Raw genomic sequence first — 21,251 nt, forward strand, 5'->3', positions numbered from 1 at the left:
GAGCCCACCTCGATGAGCGCAGTTGCCTGTTGGCAATGAGCGTCATCGGGGTGGGCTCCAACGCAGCAGCTGCCGGTGTCAGTGCGACCGTTGTCGTATCAGTGACGGAAGTGGCGCATGCCGGTGAACACCATCGCAATGCCAGCCTCGTCAGCTGCGGCAATCACTTCGTTGTCACGCATCGAGCCGCCTGGCTGGATCACTGCAGTGATGCCGACCTTGGCCGCGTTGTCGATGCCGTCACGGAACGGGAAGAAGGCGTCGGAAGCCATCACTGCGCCCTGCACTTGCAGGCCGGCGTGTTCGGCTTTGATCGCAGCGATCCGCGCCGAGTTCACGCGGCTCATCTGGCCAGCGCCGACACCGATGGTCTGGCGGTTCTTGGCGTAGACGATGGCGTTGGATTTGACGTATTTGGCGACTTTCCAAGCGAAGATCAGGTCGTGGATCTCTTGCTCGGTCGGGGCGCGTTTGGTCACGACTTTCAGATCATCGGCGCTGATCATGCCGATATCGCGGCTCTGCACCAGCAGGCCACCGTTGACGCGCTTGTAGTCCCAGGCCGGTACGCGGTCTGCCGACCACTGGCCACAGGCCAGCAGGCGCACGTTGGCTTTGGCGGCGACAATGGCGCGGGCTTCTTCGCTGACGCTCGGGGCGATGATCACTTCGACGAACTGACGCTCGACGATGGCCTTGGCGGTTTCGGCATCCAGTTCGCGGTTGAAGGCGATGATGCCGCCGAAGGCCGATTCGGTGTCGGTGGCGTAGGCCAGTTCGTAGGCCTGGCGGATGCCGCCTTCAGCGTCCGGGCTGACCGCCACGCCGCACGGGTTGGCGTGCTTGACGATGACGCAGGCCGGCTTGACGAAGCTCTTCACGCATTCCAGGGCGGCGTCGGTGTCGGCTACGTTGTTGTAGGACAGCTCCTTGCCTTGCAGCTGGGTGGCGGTGGCGATGCCGACTTCGGCAGGCTTGGCTTCCACGTAGAACGCCGCGCTCTGGTGCGGGTTCTCGCCGTAGCGCATTTCCTGGGCCTTGATGAACTGGCTGTTGAAGGTCCGCGGGAATTCGCTGCGGCCGGATGTCGAGAGGGTCTCGGCGGCCTGGTTCACGGTGCCCATGTAGTTGGCGATCATGCCGTCGTAGGCGGCGGTGTGTTCGAAGGCCTTGAGCATCAGGTCGAAACGCTGGGCGTAGGTCAGGCCACCGGCCTTGAGGCTTTCCAGGACGCCGGCGTAGTCGCTGGCATTGACCACGATGGCCACGTCCTTATGGTTCTTGGCCGCCGAGCGGACCATGGTCGGGCCGCCGATGTCGATGTTCTCGATGGCGGTCGGCAGGTCGCAGCCGGGCTTGGAAATGGTGGCTTCGAAGGGGTAGAGGTTGACCGCCACCAGATCGATGGGCTTGATCCCGTGCTCGTTCATGATGGCGTCGTCGATACCGCGACGACCGAGGATACCGCCGTGGATTTTCGGGTGCAGGGTCTTGACCCGGCCGTCCATCATTTCCGCGAAACCGGTGTAATCCGCGACTTCTACTGCGGCCACGCCGTTGTCCTGCAGCAGTTTGAAGGTCCCGCCGGTGGAGAGGATCTCCACACCGAGGGCTTCCAGCTCCTTGGCGAATTCGAGGATCCCGGTCTTGTCGGAAACACTGATCAAGGCGCGGCGGATCGGCAGGCGGGTAGTCTGGTCGGTCATCTCAATTTCCATCAAAAGCAAAGGAGTCAGCAAAAAAGGCGACCGTTTTTTACGCGGGCGCCTTTCTGGTTTGATTGAATGCTTACAACAAATCGTACTGCTTGAGTTTCTTGCGCAGGGTGCCGCGGTTCAGACCCAGGAGTTCGCTGGCCTTGGTCTGGTTGCCCTTGACGTAGTTCATCACGCTTTCGAGCAACGGAGCCTCGACTTCGGAGAGCACCAGGTTGTACACGTCCGTGACGGCAGCGCCCTCAAGGTGGGCGAAATAATTGTGCAGCGCCTTCTCGACACTCCCGCGAAGGGTCTGGCCTTCTTCGCTGGGGGTATTGAGGTGCTGTTTCAAATTCACGTTGTCGCTCACGGGTGCAGTTCCACTCACTAAAGTCTCGGTCATCATCGTCATGCGGCCACCCCCTCTCCGTCCCCTGTTTCCAGGCTCTTGTAACGTCCGGCAAAGAACTCACGAACGTTGGCGCATTGTGCTTCCGTATCTTCCAAACGATTGAAGTGGGCGCGAAACTCCCTGGCGCCCGGCAGGGTTGCGAGATACCAGCCCACATGCTTGCGCGCAATGCGGACGCCCATGACCTCCCCATAGAAGGCATGCAGCGCGGCCAGGTGCTCTAGCAGAATACGTTCCACCTCGAACAGCTCCGGTGCCGGGAGGGTTTCACCGGTACGCAGGAAGTGTTCGATTTCACGAAAAATCCATGGCCGCCCCTGGGCGGCCCGGCCGATCAACAACCCGTCGGCCCCGGTGGCGTGCAATACCTGCCGGGCCTTCTCGGGCGAGTTGATATCGCCGTTGGCAAAGACCGGAATCGACACCGCCTGCTTGATCGCGGCAATGGTGTCGTACTCGGCTTCACCGGTGTACAGGTCGGCCCGGGTCCGACCGTGGACCGCCAGTGCCGTGATGCCCGCCTGCTCGGCGATCTTCGCCACCGTCAGGCCGTTCTTGTTCTGCCGGTCCCAGCCGGTGCGGATCTTCAGGGTGACCGGTACATCCACTGCGGCCACCACCGCCTGGAGAATCTCGTTGACCAGGGCTTCGTCTTTCAGCAACGCGGAACCGGCAGCCTTGTTGCAGACCTTCTTCGCCGGACAACCCATGTTGATATCAATAATCTGTGCGCCCAACTCGACGTTGGCGCGGGCGGCGTCTGCCAGCATCTGTGCATCGCCACCGGCAATCTGTACCGAGCGTGGCTCGGGATCGCCTTCGTGGATCATGCGCAACCGCGATTTGCGGCTGTTCCACAAGCTCATGTCGCTGGTGACCATTTCCGAGACTACAAGGCCCGCGCCCAACTGCTTGCAAAGCTGACGAAAGGGCTGGTCGGTGACCCCCGCCATCGGGGCGAGAATCAAGCCGTTGTGCAATGTATATGGGCCGATGCGTACCGCCGACATAGGACTTCCCTGTTGTGGGGCCGGATCATGAGAGTTCGAAAAAGGGTTGGCATGATACCCGCTCTCGATGACCGGATAAAGGCTGAATTGGATAAAATCTGAACAGTTCTTCCGTTATCGCCCGGTGATCAATCTGAGCGATACAGTCATAAATCTGTCGTCAATCCAGAGTTGTCCGTTAGTCTGATCAGCCGATTCACTCGGGCGAGTGGAAACTCAGACTGTAGTTCACCGCTTTCGGTCCTGGGTCGAGAATATCCAGGGCGATGTGAATCGGCGTCTGCGGTGGCATTTCCGCCACATCCTGCATCTCGCCGCCCAGGTACTCCCCGGGTTTGAAACTGCGGCTGGCAATCAGGTGGCCGTTGAGGTCGGCGAAGCGCAGCTCCAGCAGAGGGAAGGGTTGGGAGAAGGGCGCGCGGTTATAGATGATGGCGTCCACCACCAGCGCCCCGCTGAATTCCGGGTGGCTGCGCACCACCAGGTTGCTGCTCTTGATTCGGGCGATATCCACCCGGGATGGCACCGTACAGCCGAGCTCCGGGCACAACTCCTGGAACCACGGCCGGTACTGGTCCTGGCGTGCGAGCTCGTCGAAGTGATACGCGACGTATTGTCCGACCAGGCCGCCGGCGGCCAGCAGGATCAGCAGCAGCCAGAGCAGGCGCCGGCCCCAGGGCGAGCGGCGTTTCTGCCAATCGAGGTGGATCGGATCGTCCACCAGGTCCAGCAGTACATCCTCCTTGACTCCGGGCTCGCTGCGTTCGCGGCGTTTCTTGCCGGGGGAGGCTGCTGGCGATGGTTCGTCGTGTTCGTCGGCGTCTGTGGACACCTGGGCCTCGAAGGGTTCCAGGTCGTCGTCATGGCGCAGTTTCGGCGTCTTTGGCTCGTCATCCAGATCCGCCAGGTTGAAGGACAGCGAAGGCTCGGTGCGACTGGGGCGGGCCGGCTCGGGGGCGCTGTCGTCCTGATGCGTCTGGGCCTTGAGGGCGGCGGGCTCGGACTCGTCGTGTTCACTGGCGCTGCCGAACAGGCCGTCGGGCCAGTGGGCTTCGTCGGTGCCCTGAGGGTCGCGACGGGCACTGAGGCTGTCTTCCTGGTGTTCGCGTTCCTGGCCAAAGGCCTTGGCCGGCTGGATCTCCCGTTGCTCGAGCTTGGCCAATTCCTCGTCGAGGTCCAGGTGATCCAGGTCCATCTCGGCGGCCGACCATTGTTTCTGGCTGATGGCACGCTGGGGAGGCGCCGCCGCCGGCGTTGGTGCGGGGGCGGGCGGCTGCTCGGGTTTAGGCGGCGCAGCGGGCGCGGGTGCCGGTTTCGCCGCCGGCCTGGACGTTGCGTTTTCCTTGGCGGCGCGCTGCTCAAGCAACTGCCGCGCGGCGTTGAACACCTGCAGGCAGGAGCCACAGCGAACCACCCCGCGGGCCACGCTCAACTGAGCATGGCTGACACGGAACCTGGTTTGGCAATGCGGGCACTGGGTGACGAAACTGTCGGTCATGCGGCCATCCGGATTATGCAGGCGGCCATTCTAGCGCCGACGGCCGGTGATGCGCACCCAGCCATCGAGGGTGGCGATCGGATCCAGATCGAAGTCCTGGGCATAGGCCGCAGCCACCTCTTCGCCTTGTTCGGCGAGGATGCCGGAGAGTGCCAGGCGTCCTCCGGACTTCACCAGGCCGGACAGTTGCGGGGCCAGGGAGACCAGCGGGCCGGCCAGGATATTGGCCACCAGCACATCGGCCTGTACTTGTGGCAGTTGCTCGGGCAGGTACAGCGGGAACAGTTCGTCGGCAATACCGTTGCGCCCGGCGTTGTCGCGGGAGGCTTCCAGTGCCTGGACATCGATATCGGTGCCGACCGCTTGCTTGGCGCCCAGCAGCAGGGCAGCGATGGCGAGGATTCCCGAGCCGCAACCAAAGTCCAGCACATTGCAGTCCTTGAGGTCCTGGCCGTCCAGCCACTCCAGGCACAGCGCGGTGGTCGGGTGGGTGCCGGTGCCGAAGGCCAGGCCCGGGTCCAGCAGCAGGTTGACCGCGTCAGGCTCCGGTGCGGCGTGCCAGCTTGGAACGATCCACAGGCGCTGGCCGAAACGCATCGGCTGGAAGTTGTCCATCCAGCTGCGTTCCCAGTCCTGGTCCTCGATGACTTCGCTGTGGTGCTCGGGCAACGGGCTGCCGGTCAGCAGTTCCAGGTGAGCGAGCACGCTGGCGGCTTCAGTGCCGCCTTCGAACAGAGCCAGCAAGTGAGTGTGGGACCACAGTGGCGTGGTATTGAGTTCGGGTTCGAAGATCGGCTGATCCTCGGCGTCCATGAAGGTGACCGAGACGGCACCGACTTCAAGAAAAGCGTCTTCATAGGTTTCGGCTTGTTCTGGGCTGATGGCGAGACGGACTTGCAGCCAAGGCATGGCGGGCACCTTTGAAAATATGTGATGTGCAGCCTAGCGGGCCGCGAGAAGCGCGCAAGTTTACGCGAGACGACCCGCAGGAGCGAGGGGGACGCCTAGTTCTTGCTCGCGTTAACGGTTGATCGGGAAATGCCTGCAATGGCCGCTGTGCGGTTGGCGGGCAAAGGGGCGCGCAGGGGCAAATGACAGATACGACAAGGCCGCTCGAAAGCGGCCTTGTCGGTGTGGCGAGTGCCGATCAGTGTTGCTCGGCCAGCTTGTGCTCGAGGTAGTGAATGTTCACGCCCCCTTTGCAGAAGCCTTCGTCACGGGTCAGATCGCGGTGCAGCGGGATGTTGGTCTTGATTCCGTCGACGACGATTTCGTCCAGCGCATTGCGCATGCGCGCCATGGCTTCGTCACGGGTCGCCCCGTAGGTGATCAGCTTGCCGATCAACGAATCGTAGTTCGGTGGAACCGCGTAACCGCTGTACAGGTGCGAGTCGACGCGCACGCCGTTGCCGCCCGGAGCATGGAAATGCTTGACCGTGCCTGGGCTTGGCATGAAGGTTTTCGGGTCTTCGGCGTTGATCCGGCATTCCAGGGCGTGACCGCGAATGACCACGTCATCCTGGGTGAACGACAGCTTGTTGCCGGCGGCGATGCTGAGCATCTCCTTGACGATGTCGATACCAGTGACCATTTCCGAAACCGGGTGCTCTACCTGCACGCGAGTGTTCATCTCGATGAAGTAGAAGCGGCCGTTCTCGTAAAGGAACTCGAACGTACCGGCACCGCGGTAGCCGATGTCGATGCACGCCTTGACGCAGCGGGCGAAGACTTCTTGGCGCGCAGTCTCGTCGATGCCCGGTGCCGGTGCTTCTTCGAGGACTTTCTGGTGACGACGCTGCAGCGAGCAGTCGCGGTCGCCCAGGTGGATGGCGTTGCCCTGGCCGTCGGACAGCACCTGGACTTCCACGTGACGTGGGTTGGTCAGGAACTTCTCCAGGTAGACCATCGGGTTGCCAAACGCCGCGCCGGCTTCGGAACGGGTCAGCTTCGCCGAGGCGATCAGGTCTTCTTCCTTGTGCACCACGCGCATGCCGCGACCACCGCCGCCGCCAGCGGCCTTGATGATCACCGGGTAGCCGACTTCACGGCCAATGCGCAGGGCGGTTTCTTCGTCTTCCGGCAGTGGGCCGTCGGAACCTGGAACCGTAGGAACACCCGCCGCGATCATGGCGTGCTTGGCGGAAACCTTGTCGCCCATCAGGCGGATGGTTTCAGCTTTCGGGCCGATGAAGGCGAAGCCGGAGTTTTCCACCTGTTCGGCGAAGTCGGCGTTTTCCGCCAGGAAGCCGTAGCCAGGGTGGATTGCCGTAGCGCCAGTGACTTCAGCGGCCGCGATGATGGCCGGAATGTGCAGGTAGGACTGCGCGGCTTGCGCAGGCCCGATGCAGACGGATTCGTCCGCCAGGCCCAGGTGCATCAGCTCCTTGTCGGCCTTGGAGTAGACGGCGACGGTCTTGATCCCCATTTCCTTGCAGGCACGCAGGATCCGCAGGGCGATTTCGCCGCGGTTGGCGATCAGGACTTTTTCCAACTTCGCAGGCTTCAACATCAAAGACTCTCCGCGGTTCAAACGATGGTGAACAGCGGTTGGTCGTACTCAACCGGCTGGCCGTCTTCGACAAGAATGGATTCGATCACACCGCTGGTTTCAGCTTCGATGTGGTTCATCATCTTCATCGCTTCGACGATGCACAGGGTGTCGCCCTTCTTCACGCTCTGGCCGACTTCAACGAAGGCTGGCGAGGTAGGCGAAGACTTGCGGTAGAAAGTACCGACCATTGGCGAGCGGGCCACGGTGCCGTTCAGCGCCGGTGCGGCGGGGGCGGCAGGAGCAGCGGCGGCGGCCGGGGCGGCAGCGGCAGGTGCAGCTACGGGGGCGGCAACCGGAGCCGGTGCGTAGTACTGCTGGGCTGGAGTCTTGCTGTGGCGGCTGATGCGCACGGACTCTTCGCCTTCCTTGATCTCCAACTCGTCGATGCCGGACTCTTCCAGCAGTTCGATCAGTTTCTTAACTTTACGGATATCCATGAATCATCAACTCCCAAGGGTCGGTCAGGGGCGTTTAGCTTGTTGTTCAAGCTGCTCTAGTGCGGCCTCCAGGGCCAGTCGGTAACCGCTGGCGCCAAGGCCGCAGATCACTCCCACCGCAACGTCGGAGAAGTAGGAGTGATGGCGGAAAGGTTCGCGTTTGTGCACGTTGGACAAATGCACTTCGATGAATGGGATGCTCACTGCCAGCAGCGCGTCACGTAATGCGACGCTTGTATGTGTAAAAGCTGCTGGATTGATCAAAATGAAGTCCACGCCTTCATCGCGGGCGGCATGGATACGTTCGATCAATTCGTACTCGGCATTGCTCTGCAGATACTGCAGATGGTGCCCGGCATCACGGGCCCGCTGCTCCAGGTCCTGGTTGATCTGGGCCAGGGTGGTTGCACCGTAGACCCCCGGTTCACGGGTGCCGAGCAGGTTCAGGTTGGGGCCGTGAAGCACCAGTAGGGTGGCCATCGGTTGTTCCTTGTTATCGGGGTGCTGTTGTCAGAACCCGGCGACTATGCCGGAAAGACTTTATGACTGTCCAGTTCTCTGCAATAGCCAGCACGATGACCGATGTTTGCGCAAAATATGTGACCAAGCACTTAAATCCGGTCATTTGCCTGCAGGGTGAGAGCGCTGCACTCCCGGCCAGCCGTTTCGCCGATGATGGGGCGTTTGTCAGGGAAAACCGGGGCGCAGGCAGAGCTTAGACGCGGAAGGCTTGCACCGCCGTATGCAATTGTCCCCCGAGGTCCAGCAAGTTCTCGCCCTGGGCCCGGCCTTCGCCGATGCGCAGCAGGTTGTCGCCGCCCAACTGATGGATGCGCTCGCTGTGGTCGCGGATCTCGCTGACCGCGCCGCTTTGCTGGGCGGTGACATCGGCGATGCGCACGGCGGTGTCGGCAATGGTCTGGATCGCCCCGACGATTTCGTCCAGGGCACCGTCGGCGGCCTGGGCCTGGCTGGCGGTGGCTTCGGCGTGTTCCACCTGGGCACGCATGCCTTGCACCGATTGTTGCGCGGCGGCCTGCAGGCCAGCGATCAGGGTCTGGATCTCTGCCGTAGCGCCGGCGGTACGCTGGGCCAGGGAGCGCACTTCTTCGGCGACCACGGCAAAGCCGCGGCCCATTTCCCCGGCGCGAGCGGCTTCGATGGCGGCGTTGAGGGCCAGCAGGTTGGTCTGTTCGGCAATGGAGCGGATCACGGTCAGCACGCCGCCAATGGTGGCGGACTCCTGGGCCAGGTGCTCGATCATCTGCGCGTTGCCCTGTACCTCACCCACCAGGGCGTGCAGCCCGGTCAGGCTCAGGCCTATGACTTTCTGCCCCTGTTGCACCGCAAGGCCAGCGCTGCGGCTGGCATCGGCGGCCTGGCTGGCGTCACCGGCAACCTGCTGGATGGTGGCTTCCAGCTCCCCCAGGGCATCGCGGATTTGCGCGGTATCGCCGGCCTGGCGCTCGGCCCCGCTGTGCAGGCCGCTGCTGAGGTCAGCCAGGGCGCGGCTGCTGCCGGCCACTTGCTCGGCGTTCTGGCGAATGGTGCCCACCAGATCCACCAGGTAGGCCCGCAGGCGATTGAGGGATTCTTCGATGGCGTGCAGTTCGCGGTTGGTCTTGCCCAGTTGGATCGGTCGGCTGAAGTCGCCTTCGGCCCAGGTCGACAGCGCCGGGGCCAGGTTGGTCAGGACCCGGGCCAGCTTGCGCTGCAAGGTGTCGATGACCAGTGCGATCAGCAGGATCAGGCCGATCATCAGCCCCTGGATCAGCCGTACCTCGCCCTGGATCTGACCGTGCTGGGCCCGCACCGCCGGTTCCAGCTCGGCGATGGCCTGGCGCACGGCGGTGATCTTCAGCAGGGTCGCGGCACTCAGGTCGGCACGTTTCTGGATCTGCTCGCGGGTGCGCTGCAGTTCCGCCGGGTAGCGGTTGAGCAGGCTGTGGAGTTCGCGCTTGAGGCCGATGCCGGCGTCTTCGGCAGTGGCTTTCTGGGTGTTTTCCAGGCCCATCAGGGCGGCAAAGTCAGCGGTGCCCGATTCGCTGCTGGCGGCCACCCCTAATAAAGGCAGGGTTTCGAGCCGGTCGGCCTGGGCCTTGATGTTGTTGACTTCGCGTTCGACATCGGCGGCCAGTTCGCTGCGGCCGCTGCTCACCAACTTGTCCCGGGCCAGGGACAGTTTGCCCAGGTGCTGCGCAGCGGTGAGCAGCAAGGGCAGGTAAGTGGCGCCTTCTGCGGTCTTGGTCCCGCTGGCGTACTGGCTGAGCTGTTCCAGGTTGGCCCCCAGCTCCCGCTCGGCCTGCAGCAGCAGGGCCTGGGGATCGCCGGCCAGCTTGCCCGCGGCCAGCAGGTCGGTCTTGCTGAAGTCATCGAGGCTGGCCAGGCTCGGGCGCAAGCTTTGCGCGAGTTGCGGCGGCAGCTCGGTCAGTTCGCCTTGCACGGCCTCGATGGCCTGGGCTGCGCTACTCAGGCGCAGGGCGTCGCCGCTGGCCAGGTAGTCTTCGATATTGCGCGCTACCTGATTTTGAAACTGCTGGGACAGTCCCAGGTAGCGCTCCATCAGCAGATAGGGGCGCTCCAGGGCTCGTTGTGACCACCAGAGCGTGGCCCCCAGGGCCAGGCAGACGGCAACTAACAGCAGAGTATTGAGATTGGTCAGCAGCTTCAGGCGCATCAGGGCTCTACCAACGGCAAAAATGGTAAGCGCCTGAATTTATTGCGTTTGCATTACAAGGTTATGACCGAATCTGTGGATTCGGATGAAAAGATGGCACTTTGACTTGATTGCCGTGCGGCCTGCACTCGGTTGCGACCGCCGTGCTTGGCGCGGTACAGCGCCTCGTCCGCCTGGCTGGCCATCAGCAGGCTGTCGGAGTCTTCTTGCATCTCCACCACGCCGGCGCTGAAGGTGCACCACAGGTCTTGAGGCTGGGCCGGGTAATGGATCTCGGCAAAGCGCTGGCGGATTTCGTCCAGAACCTTGCAGGCGGCGTCCTGATCGGTGTCGGGCATGACGATGGCAAACTCTTCGCCGCCGTAGCGGCCGATGAAGTCGGTCTTGCGCAGGCGCTGCTTGAGAAACAGCGCCAGGCTCTTGATCACCCGGTCGCCCATGGGGTGGCCGTGGCTGTCGTTGACCCGCTTGAAGTGGTCGATGTCGAGCATGGCGAAGCTCAGCGGCTTGCCCTCGCGGCGGGCGCGGAAGCTGCAGTCTTCCAGCAGTTGCAGAATGTGGGTGTGGTTGTACAGGCCGGTGAGGCTGTCGCGGACCATCCGTGCCTTGAGGTTGCGCGCCCGGGCGGCGCGGTTGCGCACGGTGGTGATCAGGTGCCGCGGCTTGATGGGCTTGGTGAGGAAGTCATCGCCGCCTTCGCTCATGGCGTCCAGTTGCTTGTCCAGGTCGTCCTCGGCGGACAGGTAGATGATCGGCACGCTGACATAACGGTCGTTGTGGCGGATCACCTTGGCCAGCTCGGTGCCGGTGCAGGCCGGCATGTACATGTCGAGGATGATCAGGTCCGGCTGGAAGTCCGCCAGCTCGGCCATGGCCTGGATCGGTTCGATCAGGGTGCGGGTGACGATCCCGGCGCTGTTGAGCAGGCGCTCGGTATGCAGTGCCTGGGCCCGGGAGTCGTCGATGATCAGCACTTTATAAGGCTCGTACTGGGCGACGCAGGTCAGCACTTCGATCTTTTCCAGCAGGCTGGAAGCTTCCAGGGTGCCAGTCAGGAACTCCTGGCCGCCGGCGCGTACTGCCGCCAGGCGAGTCGGGGTGTCGGTTTCATGCAGGCTGAAGAACAGCAGCGGCAGTTTCTGCTCCAGGCCGACCTGGGCTTCGGCTGCCAGGGTCAGGCCCATGCCGGGGCCGCAGAAGTCCACATCAATGACGATGGCCGCGGGCAAACGCTCGACCATGGACGAACGAAAGGCGGCGATGCTGTCCAGGGACTGGGCTGTGAGGCCAAAGAACTCCAGTTGCTTGGCCAGGCGCTCGGCCCGGTCGTGATCCTGCAACATCACGTAGATGGGTTTGCGCAACGGCGGCAGGAAGGTCTGTTCCAACTGGTCGCCGTGGCGCAGGCCGGTGCGCGACAAACGCTGCATCAAGCGATTGAGGTCGGTGATCAGGTTGCTGCTCAGGCGACCGCGATTGGCATCGACAGCCTCCAGCGATTGGCTGATGCTGCGGGCCAGTTGGGTGTGTTCGGGTTGCTCGAAGCGTTCAGCGAAACGCAGCAGGCGCAGGTTGGCTTCGCACAGTTCCGACATGTCGGTGGTGGACCATTCGCTGCGTTGCAGACGCTGCCATATCTCAAGAATCTGACGTGCCTGATGAATTACCCGCTGGGCAAAGTGGTGCTTGAGGCGCTCACGGCTGGGGTCTTCTGGCTCGGTCATATCCTGACTACTAGGTAGGGTGCATGCTGAGGTCGACTGGTGGCTCTATGCTAGCACCACTTTTGTGTCCCATGAGTGTCGTACGTCAATAATGTGCAAGGCGGGGTTATTCAGTTCCTGACCCACTGGTCGCATAGGCTCTGGAGTGTGCTTCATTTATAGTGACCGCCTGATTCGCAATCATTGCGCGGCGCGCATTTGCCGGAAGATATATCCCGTCAAGGCAAGGCACGATGGAGTAGGGTTGTGGTCGAACCGATGAACCCAAGTGATTGAAAGGACATAGCCATGCTGGATTGGAAGAATCGCGCAGGTAGCGCGCCGGATCGTGCTGCCGAACCCAAGTCGGCGACACGCAGCTATTTCGGTGGCCTGCTGTTCAGTCGTGCCCTGGCCACCTTGCTGGGCCTGTACCTGTTGGTCACGGGCGGCCTGGGCTGGTACTGGAGTCAGGAACCTGCGCTGTTCCCGGTCCAGCAGAACGCCCAGATCGCTGCCGAGAAGGAAGGCCGGCAGATGGTGGTGGGCTACACCACCGTGGAAACCCTGAAGACCGTGGTCGGTACCTTGCTGGACAAGCCGGGTGGCTATATCTCCAACGACCGTTTTCCACCGGGCCTGTGGATGGACAACATGCCAAGCTGGGAATATGGCGTGCTGGTCCAGGTCCGCGACCTGACCCGCGCCTTGCGCAAGGACTTCGCCCGCTCCCAGTCGCAGTCCGCTGAAGACTCCGACCTGGCCAAGGCCGAACCGCGCTTCAACTTCGACAACAAGAGCTGGGTGCTGCCGTCCAGCGAGTCCGAGTACCAGGACGGCATCAATTCCCTTAGCCGCTACCAGGCTCGCCTCTCCGATCCAAACCAGAAAACCGCGCAGTTCTATGCCCGTGCCGACAACCTCAACAACTGGCTGGGTGATGTAGGGACGCGCCTGGGCTCGCTGTCGCAACGGCTGTCGGCCAGTGTGGGCCGGGTCAAGCTCAACACCGCACTGAAAACCGAAGTGCCGGCCCCGGGCCAGGGCCCGCAGGTGGATGAAGAAGTGGTGGAAACCCCATGGATGCAGATCGATAACGTCTTCTACGAGGCCCGTGGCCAGGCCTGGGCGCTGTCGCACCTGCTGCGTGCGATTGAAGTGGACTTCGCCGACGTGCTGGCGAAAAAGAACGCTACGGTCAGCGTGCGTCAGATCATCCGCGAACTGGAGGCCTCCCAGGAACCGGTCTGGAGCCCGATGATTCTCAATGGCAGCGGCTTCGGCGTCCTGGCCAACCACTCGCTGGTCATGGCCAACTATATTTCCCGAGCCAACGCAGCGGTCATCGACTTGCGCCAACTGCTCAATCAAGGCTGATCCATGGTTGCGACCACCAATGAGGCGGCCCATCGCGCCGCCTCCGACGCTGAAGAAATAGCCTGGGTCGATGGCGAAGACCAACTGCTGGGGGCCATGGTCCGCTCGGAGCTGCGCGAGCGCGGCCTGATCGGGCGTGGCACCTACATCATGCTGTTCAATTCTGCCGGTGAGCTGTGCGTGCACCGGCGCACCCTGAGCAAGGCCATCTACCCGGGCTATTGGGATGTTGCCGCCGGTGGCATGGTCCTGGCGACTGAAAGCTATGCCGAATCCGCGGCCCGGGAACTGGAAGAGGAACTGGGGGTGAGCGGCGTCGAACTGACTGCCCATGATCACTTCTTTTTCGAGGACACCGGCAACCGTCTCTGGTGTTCGGCGTTCTCTGCCGTGTGGGACGGTCCGCTGCGTTTGCAGCCGGAAGAAGTCCTGGAAGCGCACTTCATTCCCCTGGATCAGGTGCTGCGGGAAATCCACGAAAAGCCCTATTGCCCGGACTCCCTGGCCGCCTTGCAACGTTATCTGGCCCGACGTCGTTAAAGTTGCATAAATTGACGCTGATTGGCTCTTAGCAACCGGGCTTTTTGCCGTTACACTGCGCGACTTTTCAAGCTGAACCGATGCTGCTTCTTAAACAAGGGCGCCCGGCTCAGTAGCGCTGCCCCTGCCTGAGTGGGGCTTCGCGGTCGATGGCACCGCCATGTGCTTCGACCAGTCTTTGTCCTCCCAAGAGGATTGCCGGTGGCCAAAAAAGCCGCATCCTTCGCCGCCCTTGGTGGCCTGGTGTTTTCCACCGACGCAGGTCGACATTGCCCGGACTGTAGCCAGCCGGTGGCCGCCTGTATCTGCAAACAAACCGTGATTCCGGCCGGCGACGGCATTGCCCGCGTGCGTCGCGAGAGCAAGGGCCGTGGCGGCAAGACGGTGACCACCATCACCGGCGTGCCTCTGGCCGAAGACGCCCTCAAGGAGCTTGCTACCACGTTGAAGAAACGCTGTGGCACCGGTGGCGCCTTGAAGGACGGCGTCATTGAAATCCAGGGTGACCATGTCGAGCTACTCTTGGCGGAACTGGTCAAGCACGGTTTCAAGGCGAAGAAGTCCGGCGGCTAGCAGCCTCTGTGAAAACCACCTCTGACTGGACGCTGTCTTGATTGGCTCAGGACGCAGGTGTCGTCTCCATGGTTTTCACAGAGCCTGTTCATGAACGGTTTCTAAACTCAGCACGGCAGGCGCGGTCTATTGCGCTTGCAGGCTAATCGTCATTTTCATTCTTTAGACTGCGCCGACCCCGGATTGGGGCGGCGCTCTATGACTTCTTTATAGGGGACTTCGATGTCCGTACGACGCACACGTAAAGACGATGGCAGCCAATGGACCGTTGCGGACAGCCGCAGTGTCTACGGGATTCGCCATTGGGGGGCCGGGTATTTCGCGATCAATGACGCCGGTCGCGTCGAAGTTCGCCCGAATGGCCCGAGCAGTTTGCCCATCGATCTGTTCGAGCAGGTCGAGGAGCTGCGCAAGAGCGGCTTGTCCCTGCCTTTGCTGGTGCGCTTCCCGGACATCCTCCAGGACCGTGTACGCCAGCTGACCGGCGCTTTCGACGCCAACATCGCGCGCCTGGAATACCAGAGCAAGTACACCGCCCTGTACCCGATCAAGGTCAACCAGCAAGAAGCGGTGATCGAGAACATCATCGCCACCCAGAACGTCTCCATCGGCCTGGAAGCCGGCTCCAAGCCGGAACTGCTGGCGGTCCTGGCCCTGGCGCCCAAGGGCGGCACCATCGTCTGCAACGGGTACAAGGACCGTGAGTTCATTCGCCTGGCGCTGATGGGCCAGAAGCTTGGCCACAACGTGTTCATCGTCATCGAGAAAGAGTCCGAAGTGGGCCTGGTGATCGAGGAAGCGGCCTCCCTCAAGGTCAAGCCACAGGTGGGCCTGCGGGTGCGTCTGTCGTCCCTGGCGTCGAGCAAGTGGGCCGACACCGGCGGCGAGAAATCCAAGTTTGGCCTGTCGGCGGCGCAGCTGCTGTCGGTGGTGGAGCGCTTCCGCGCCGCCGGCCTGGACCAGGGCATCCGCCTGCTGCACTTCCACATGGGCTCGCAGATCGCCAACCTGGCGGACTACCAGCACGGTTTCAAGGAAGCCATCCGCTACTACGGCGAACTGCGCAACCTCGGCTTGCCGGTGGATCACATCGACGTCGGCGGTGGCCTGGGCGTGGACTACGACGGCACCCACTCGCGCAACGCCAGCTCGATCAACTACGACATGGACGACTACGCCGGCGTGGTGGTGGGCATGCTCAAGGAGTTCTGCGATGCGCAGAACCTGCCGCACCCGCACATCTTCTCCGAGAGCGGCCGTTCCCTGACCGCCCACCACGCCATGCTGGTGGTGCAGGTGACCGACGTCGAGAAACACAACGACGACGTGCCGAAGATCGAAAACAAGGAAGAGCTGCCGGAAACCGTGCAATGGCTGGTGGACCTGCTGGGTCCGACCGACATCGAGATGGTCACCGAAACCTACTGGCGCGCCACGCACTACATGAGCGACGTGGCGGCCCAGTATGCCGACGGCAAGCTGACCCTGGCCGAAAAAGCCCTGGCCGAGCAGTGCTACTTCGCCGTGTGCCGTCGCCTGCACAACTCCCTCAAGGCACGTCAGCGTTCCCACCGCCAGGTGCTGGACGAACTCAATGACAAGCTGGCGGACAAGTACATCTGCAACTTCTCGGTGTTCCAGAGCCTGCCGGACACCTGGGCCATCGGCCAGGTGCTGCCTATCCTGCCGCTGCACCGTCTGGACGAAGAGCCGCTGCGTCGCGCGGTGCTGCAAGACCTGACCTGCGACTCCGACGGCAAGATCAAGCAGTACGTCGACGAGCAGAGCATCGAGACCAGCCTGCCGGTTCATGGTCTCAACGAGGGCGAGGACTACCTGCTGGGGATCTTCCTGGTGGGCGCCTACCAGGAAATCCTCGGCGACATGCACAACCTGTTCGGCGACACCGACTCGGTGAACATCTACCAGCGGCCCAATGGCAGCGTGTACCACGCCGGGATCGAGACCCACGACACCATCGAAGACATGCTGCGCTACGTGCACTTGTCGCCGGAGGAGTTGATGACTCATTACCGCGATAAAGTGGCCAGCGCCAAGATCAGCGCCGCCGAGCGCACCCAGTTCCTCGACGCCTTGCGCCTGGGCCTGACCCGCTCGTCCTACCTGTCGTCCTGAAGGGCCGGGCATCCCCAGTGATGCCTGTTCCGTCCCGGCACAAAGCCGCGCCCTGCGATGGAGGGCGCGGCTTTTTTTTGAACGGTTTCCAGGTTCGCCACGGAAGAGGGGGCACCGTTTCATTTCAGCTAGCCTGCAAAGAGGCGTCCATGGTGGGCGCAACGAGGCTTGCTGATGCTCAATACATCGAAAGGCGCCTGGCGTCTGCTGTTCGGCACCCTGGTGCTTAGCCTGCTGGCGGCCTGTTCACCGCTCAAGGCGCTTAATTCCCTGACCCCCGACAGCACCTTTATCAAGACCCGGGACATTGCCTATGGCAGCGATCCACGGCAGAAGCTGGATGTCTATCAGCCCCGGCAGGTGGTTCCCGGTGCACCGGTGGTGGTGTTCTTTTACGGTGGCAGTTGGAACAGCGGCTCGCGCAACGACTACGACTTTGTCGGCGAGGCCCTGGCCTCGCGGGGCATGGTGGCGGTCCTGGCGGACTACCGGCTGTATCCACAGGTGCGCTATCCGGCCTTTCTTGAAGACGCGGCCCGCGCCGTGGCCTGGACCCATGAACATATCGGCGAGTTTGGCGCCGACCCGCGGCGGTTGTATCTGATGGGGCACAGTTCTGGTGCCTACAACGCGGCCATGCTCGCCCTGGACTCGCGCTTGCTGGGGCAAGTCGGGCTTACGCCGCAGATCATCAAGGGCTGGATCGGCCTGGCCGGGCCCTATGACTTTCTGCCGATCCGCAACCCTGAGGTGCGCCCGGTGTTTTTCTACCCTGATTCGCCGCCGGACTCGCAGCCGATCAACCACGTCAGCCGCGGCGCGCCGCCGGCGCTGCTGATAGCGTCCGATGATGATTCGCTGGTCAACCCACAGCGTAATACCGGTGGCCTGGCCAGCAAGCTGCGAGCGGCAGGAGTACCGGTGCAGGAGTTCTATTTCTCCCGCACTGGCCACGCCACGCTGGTGGCCGCCCTGTCTCGCCCCTTGCGTGGGCTGGCGCCGGTACTGGATCGGGTCAGTGGCTTTGTCGAGTCGACGCCGACTCAGTGAGCCCCGGCAAACCAGCCATCGCGTCGTTCCAGGTGCCAGGCGAAGGCTGCCAGGGTCAGGCTGCGCAGGAGCATGAACAGCAGAAAGGTCAGCCAAAGGCCGTGGTTGCCGAAGCCTTGCAGGCCCCAGGCGAAGGGCAGTAGCAGGAGCACGGTGAGGAGCATGCCGTTGCGCATTTCCCGGGCTCGGGTGGCACCGATGAACAGGCCGTCCAGCAGGTAGCTCCAGACGGCGATCAGGGGCAGTACGGCAAGGTAGGGCAAATAGGTGAAGGCGGTCTGGCGGACCTCGGGAATGTTGGTCTGCATCTCGATGAACAGGTGGCCGCCTAGCAAGAACATCAGTGCGAATCCCAGGCTGGCCAGCAATGACCAGCCACCGGCCACCACCAGCGAACGGCGCAGGGCCTGGCGATCGTGGGCGCCGATGGCGTGGCCGCACAGGGCTTCCACCGCGTGGGCCAGTCCGTCCAGGGCATGGGCGGTGAGCAACAGGCCGTTGAGCAGCAGAGCGTTGGCTGCCACCGTGGCATCCCCGAGGCGGGCGCCTTGTACGGTGATCAGGAAAAACACCGATTGCAGGGCCAGGCTGCGGATGAAGATGTCGCGGTTCACTGCCAGCAGCGGGCGCCAGCTTTGCCAGCGGCGCAGCGCGGCCCAGACGATCCGTCCCGGATAGGCGCGCAGGGCCGGCCGGGTCATGGCCAGGCCGATCAATGCCCCGGTCCATTCGGCGATCACCGAGGCCCGGGCCGAGCCCACCACGCCCCAGTCCAGGCCCAGGACGAACCACAGGTTGAGTGCGATGTTCACCAGGTTGGTAATGAGCAGGATGGCCAGCGGTGCCCGGGCATTCTGGGTGCCGAGGAACCAGCCCACCAGGGCGAAGCTGGCCAGGGCCGCTGGCAGGCCCAGCAATCGGGTGTGGAAAAATGCCCGGGTCATCTGGTCCAGGCCCGCCGAGGGTTGCATCAGGTGCAAGGCCGCGCCGCTCAGCGGCACGCCGATGGCCCCCAGCAGCAGTGCCAGGCCCAGGGCCAGCAACAGGCCCTGGAGGAGGATCTGGCGCAGGGCGGCACCATCGCCGCGGCCGGCGGCCTGGGCGGCAAAGCCGGTGGCCCCCATGCGCAGAAAACCCATGGCCCAGGCCAGGAAGGTATAGAGGCTGGCGCCTACTGCCACGGCCCCCAACTGATGGGCGTGGGGCAGGTGACCGATCACGGTGCTGTCCACCAGGGCCACCAGGGGCACGGAAATATTCGACAGGATCATCGGCGCGGCCAGGGCCCAGACGCGGCGATGGGTGGGGCGATGATGCCAATCGGTGATCAGGGGGGACATGCGGGCTCCTTGCGAGAGCCGGCATTGTAGCCTCGGCGGCGAGAGGCGCCGAGGTTTCAGAAGGGAATCAGTGGATGATCCAGCTCAGCAGCCAGAGACCGAGCACCAGCCAGATGATGCCGAGGATGATCGAGGCGCGCATGAAGGCGCGGATCGCCGAGTAGAGGAACATCAGGCCGATGATCAGGCCAATGATGCTGACAATGGAGGTGTCCATTCCCAGGGCCCGGGACAGTCCGTCGACGAAGTTGCCACCGGCGTGGGTCAGGGTATTGAACAACCCGCTGAGCAGGTCGACGATAAACCGGATGACCGAACCTATGGCCTGGCCAAGCCACTCGAAGAAACTTTCTACCTGCATGTGTGCGTCCTGATGAAAGAGGGGGCGGGTGCCCGAGCTCAACCTTGGGCCATGAATGCCCGCAGCGAGTTCCCTGTTAAGCATAGAAGCTGCCGGGGCCGCTCATTCTGTAGGAGCCGACCGGCCGGCGAAAGCACTCTTGCGTCCCACGGCTATCCCCCGGAAGCTATACGCCTTCAGGAGACCCCGATGAATCTAGAGCAACTGACCCAACGCCTGCACGCCATTCGTGACCACAACGATTGGCGGCAATTTCACAGCCCGAAGAACCTGACCATGGCCGCCAGTGTCGAGATGGCGGAGCTGGTGGAAATCTTCCAGTGGCTGACCGAGGAGCAGTCGCGACAACTGCCCGCGGACAAGCTGGCTCACGCCGGACAGGAGGTAGGCGATATCGTCCTCTACCTGCTGTTGCTATGCAGTGAACTGGGACTGGACATGGACCAGGTGGTGCGCAGCAAGCTGGCGGACAGCGAACGGCGGTTCTGCTCATGAGCGATCGGCATTTCGACCAACTGGCCACTCGTTTCGCCGAGAAGATCTATGGCGGCGCCAAGGGCGCGATCCGCCTTGCGGTGCTCCAGGCCGACCTCAAGGAAAGCCTGCCCGAGCGGCCGCTGCGGGTGCTGGATATCGGTGCCGGCCTTGGGCACATGTCACTGTGGCTGGCCCAGCACGGGCACCAGGTGACGCTGGCCGAGCCCGCCGCGCCGATGCTCGAAGGCGCCCGCCAGCGTTTTGCCGAAGCCGGTCAGCAGGCGACCTTCATCCAGGCGCCCTGGCAGGAGTTGTTGGGGCAGCTCACCGAGCCCTACGACCTGGTGCTCTGTCACGCGGTATTGGAATGGCTGGCCGAACCCCACGCGATCCTGCCGGTGCTGCACCAACTGACCAGCGCCGACGGCTGGCTGTCCCTGGCCTTCTATAACCGCGATGCCCTGGTTTATCGCAATCTGCTCAAGGGCCACTTCCGCAAGCTGCGCAAGAACGACATGGCCGGCGAGAAGCAGAGCCTGACCCCACAACAACCGCTTGATCCGCGCGAGCTGGCGGCGCAACTTGAGGGCTTGTGGCGAGTCGAAACCCAGAGCGGAGTGCGGGTTTTCCACGATTACATGCCGGTGGAATTCCAGGCTCGCGCCGAGCTGACGGATCTGCTGGAGATGGAATTGGCTCACCGCCGACACCCAGGTTTTGCCGGGCTTGGGCGTTATCTGCATTGGCTGTGCCGGCCGGTCTAACGGAGTGCGCAATGAAACGCCGCCTGGGTCTGATCTTCCTGTGTTCCGGGCTTGCCGCCTGTCAGGGCAGCAATCCCTACGTCGCCAGTAGCAAGCCCCTGCCACCGGCGCCGCCGCAAGCGGCCAACACCTTCGACCGCAGCGCCTATCCGGCTCCGCAACGGGACTATGGGCGCTACCGCAACTGGGCCTGGCTCAATGGGCGCCTGCCCAACGGCTCGGCCTGGGCTGACTCGGCGCAGATCGCCGAGGCGGTCAGCAATGCCCTGGATCAGCAGGGTTTGCGACCGGTGCAAGACCTGCGTCCGGCGGACCTGTGGGTCAGCGCCGACCTGCACCTGGAGAAGCGCCTGCGCCAGGTCCGGGACGATTATGGTTATGGCGGGTACGGGGGGTACAACCGCTACGGGCCGGGTTACGGCATGTACGGCAGCGTGCCGGTGGTGCGCACCTACGAGGTGGAGGTCGTGGTGGTCCGGGTCAATCTGTTTGACGGCGCCAGCGGCCAGCCGGTGTGGAGCGCCAGTGCCGAGACCAGCAGCAGGGGCAGCCTGAGTGAACGTGCCGATTCGCTGCGTGAGGCAGTGCAAAAGGCCATGGCCGCCTATCCTCCCAGTTAGCTGAACGATGCCCGTTTTTGCTCTTCAC

20 protein-coding genes are annotated in these 21,251 nt (G+C 63.0%); 8 read left to right on the top strand and 12 right to left on the bottom strand.

The window, feature by feature from the left end; genetic code table 11:
• Positions 1-98: 98 nt before the first annotated feature.
• The 10 genes from purH to DWF74_RS19400 form a co-directional block, all read right to left on the bottom strand.
• Complete coding sequence (gene purH / locus DWF74_RS19355) at positions 99-1,706, bottom strand: bifunctional phosphoribosylaminoimidazolecarboxamide formyltransferase/IMP cyclohydrolase (RefSeq protein WP_102862991.1); 1,608 nt, start codon at positions 1,704-1,706, stop codon at positions 99-101.
• An 82-nt stretch (positions 1,707-1,788) separates the two neighbouring features.
• On the bottom strand, positions 1,789-2,109 hold the full coding sequence (gene fis / locus DWF74_RS19360; protein WP_007921650.1) for a DNA-binding transcriptional regulator Fis: 321 nt from the start codon (positions 2,107-2,109) through the stop codon (positions 1,789-1,791).
• Entirely contained in the window at positions 2,106-3,119 is a 1,014-nt protein-coding gene (gene dusB, locus DWF74_RS19365) for a tRNA dihydrouridine synthase DusB (protein WP_115581514.1), read from the bottom strand. Before dusB ends, fis begins: the two co-directional genes overlap by 4 nt.
• Before the next feature lie 196 nt (positions 3,120-3,315).
• Entirely contained in the window at positions 3,316-4,617 is a 1,302-nt protein-coding gene (locus DWF74_RS19370; protein ID WP_115581515.1) for a DUF3426 domain-containing protein, read from the bottom strand.
• Between the two features lie 30 nt (positions 4,618-4,647).
• A complete protein-coding gene (gene prmA / locus DWF74_RS19375) occupies positions 4,648-5,526 on the bottom strand; it encodes a 50S ribosomal protein L11 methyltransferase (protein WP_102862993.1) in 879 nt (292 codons plus the stop codon).
• 238 nt (positions 5,527-5,764) lie between these two features.
• The gene (accC, locus tag DWF74_RS19380) at positions 5,765-7,126 is read right to left on the bottom strand and encodes an acetyl-CoA carboxylase biotin carboxylase subunit (protein ID WP_015633996.1); all 1,362 of its coding nucleotides are present in this window, start codon (positions 7,124-7,126) and stop codon (positions 5,765-5,767) included.
• A gap of 17 nt (positions 7,127-7,143) precedes the next feature.
• Positions 7,144-7,605 carry an acetyl-CoA carboxylase biotin carboxyl carrier protein gene (accB, locus tag DWF74_RS19385; protein WP_015633997.1) on the bottom strand — a complete coding sequence of 154 codons (462 nt, stop codon included), beginning with the start codon at positions 7,603-7,605 and terminating at the stop codon, positions 7,144-7,146.
• Positions 7,606-7,629: 24 nt separating this feature from the next.
• Positions 7,630-8,085: a type II 3-dehydroquinate dehydratase gene (gene aroQ / locus DWF74_RS19390; protein WP_025130565.1), complete on the bottom strand. Its 456-nt coding sequence runs from the start codon at positions 8,083-8,085 to the stop codon at positions 7,630-7,632.
• 235 nt (positions 8,086-8,320) lie between these two features.
• Complete coding sequence (locus tag DWF74_RS19395) at positions 8,321-10,282, bottom strand: methyl-accepting chemotaxis protein (protein WP_115581516.1); 1,962 nt, start codon at positions 10,280-10,282, stop codon at positions 8,321-8,323.
• 53 nt (positions 10,283-10,335) lie between these two features.
• Positions 10,336-12,006: a response regulator gene (locus DWF74_RS19400; protein ID WP_115581517.1), complete on the bottom strand. Its 1,671-nt coding sequence runs from the start codon at positions 12,004-12,006 to the stop codon at positions 10,336-10,338.
• Between the two features lie 288 nt (positions 12,007-12,294).
• Here DWF74_RS19400 and DWF74_RS19405 point away from each other — a divergent pair, with 288 nt between their 5' ends.
• The 5 genes from DWF74_RS19405 (at position 12,295) to DWF74_RS19425 (ending at position 17,661) form a co-directional block, all read left to right on the top strand.
• Positions 12,295-13,362 (top strand): DUF2333 family protein, encoded by a 1,068-nt coding sequence (locus DWF74_RS19405; RefSeq protein WP_102862996.1) that lies wholly within the window; start codon positions 12,295-12,297, stop codon positions 13,360-13,362.
• Between the two features lie 3 nt (positions 13,363-13,365).
• A complete protein-coding gene (locus tag DWF74_RS19410) occupies positions 13,366-13,902 on the top strand; it encodes an NUDIX hydrolase (protein ID WP_092319250.1) in 537 nt (178 codons plus the stop codon).
• Positions 13,903-14,103: 201 nt separating this feature from the next.
• A complete protein-coding gene (locus DWF74_RS19415; protein WP_015634001.1) occupies positions 14,104-14,475 on the top strand; it encodes a translation initiation factor Sui1 in 372 nt (123 codons plus the stop codon).
• A gap of 222 nt (positions 14,476-14,697) precedes the next feature.
• On the top strand, positions 14,698-16,611 hold the full coding sequence (speA, locus tag DWF74_RS19420) for an arginine decarboxylase (RefSeq protein ID WP_102862997.1): 1,914 nt from the start codon (positions 14,698-14,700) through the stop codon (positions 16,609-16,611).
• Positions 16,612-16,785: 174 nt separating this feature from the next.
• Positions 16,786-17,661: an alpha/beta hydrolase gene (locus tag DWF74_RS19425; protein WP_102862998.1), complete on the top strand. Its 876-nt coding sequence runs from the start codon at positions 16,786-16,788 to the stop codon at positions 17,659-17,661.
• On the opposite strand, the gene DWF74_RS19430 is transcribed toward DWF74_RS19425, so the two are convergent.
• A complete protein-coding gene (locus DWF74_RS19430) occupies positions 17,655-19,001 on the bottom strand; it encodes an MATE family efflux transporter (protein ID WP_115581518.1) in 1,347 nt (448 codons plus the stop codon). The two genes, DWF74_RS19425 and DWF74_RS19430, sit on opposite strands and share 7 nt — an antisense overlap.
• 67 nt (positions 19,002-19,068) lie before the next feature.
• The gene (locus DWF74_RS19435; RefSeq protein ID WP_102863000.1) at positions 19,069-19,362 is read right to left on the bottom strand and encodes a hypothetical protein; all 294 of its coding nucleotides are present in this window, start codon (positions 19,360-19,362) and stop codon (positions 19,069-19,071) included.
• Positions 19,363-19,551: 189 nt separating this feature from the next.
• Here DWF74_RS19435 and DWF74_RS19440 point away from each other — a divergent pair, with 189 nt between their 5' ends.
• The 3 genes from DWF74_RS19440 to DWF74_RS19450 are packed head-to-tail and all read left to right on the top strand — an operon-like array spanning position 19,552 to position 21,223.
• A complete protein-coding gene (locus DWF74_RS19440) occupies positions 19,552-19,857 on the top strand; it encodes a MazG-like family protein (RefSeq protein ID WP_115581519.1) in 306 nt (101 codons plus the stop codon).
• Complete coding sequence (locus DWF74_RS19445; protein WP_102863002.1) at positions 19,854-20,603, top strand: methyltransferase; 750 nt, start codon at positions 19,854-19,856, stop codon at positions 20,601-20,603. The genes DWF74_RS19440 and DWF74_RS19445 overlap by 4 nt, the downstream gene beginning before the upstream one ends.
• An 11-nt stretch (positions 20,604-20,614) precedes the next feature.
• Positions 20,615-21,223, top strand: coding sequence for a DUF4136 domain-containing protein (locus tag DWF74_RS19450; RefSeq protein WP_102863003.1), 609 nt, complete (start codon positions 20,615-20,617; stop codon positions 21,221-21,223).
• Positions 21,224-21,251 lie beyond the last annotated feature (28 nt).

It is taken from the genome of Pseudomonas protegens, from assembly GCF_003363755.1.
Lineage (GTDB): Bacteria > Pseudomonadota > Gammaproteobacteria > Pseudomonadales > Pseudomonadaceae > Aquipseudomonas > Aquipseudomonas danubii.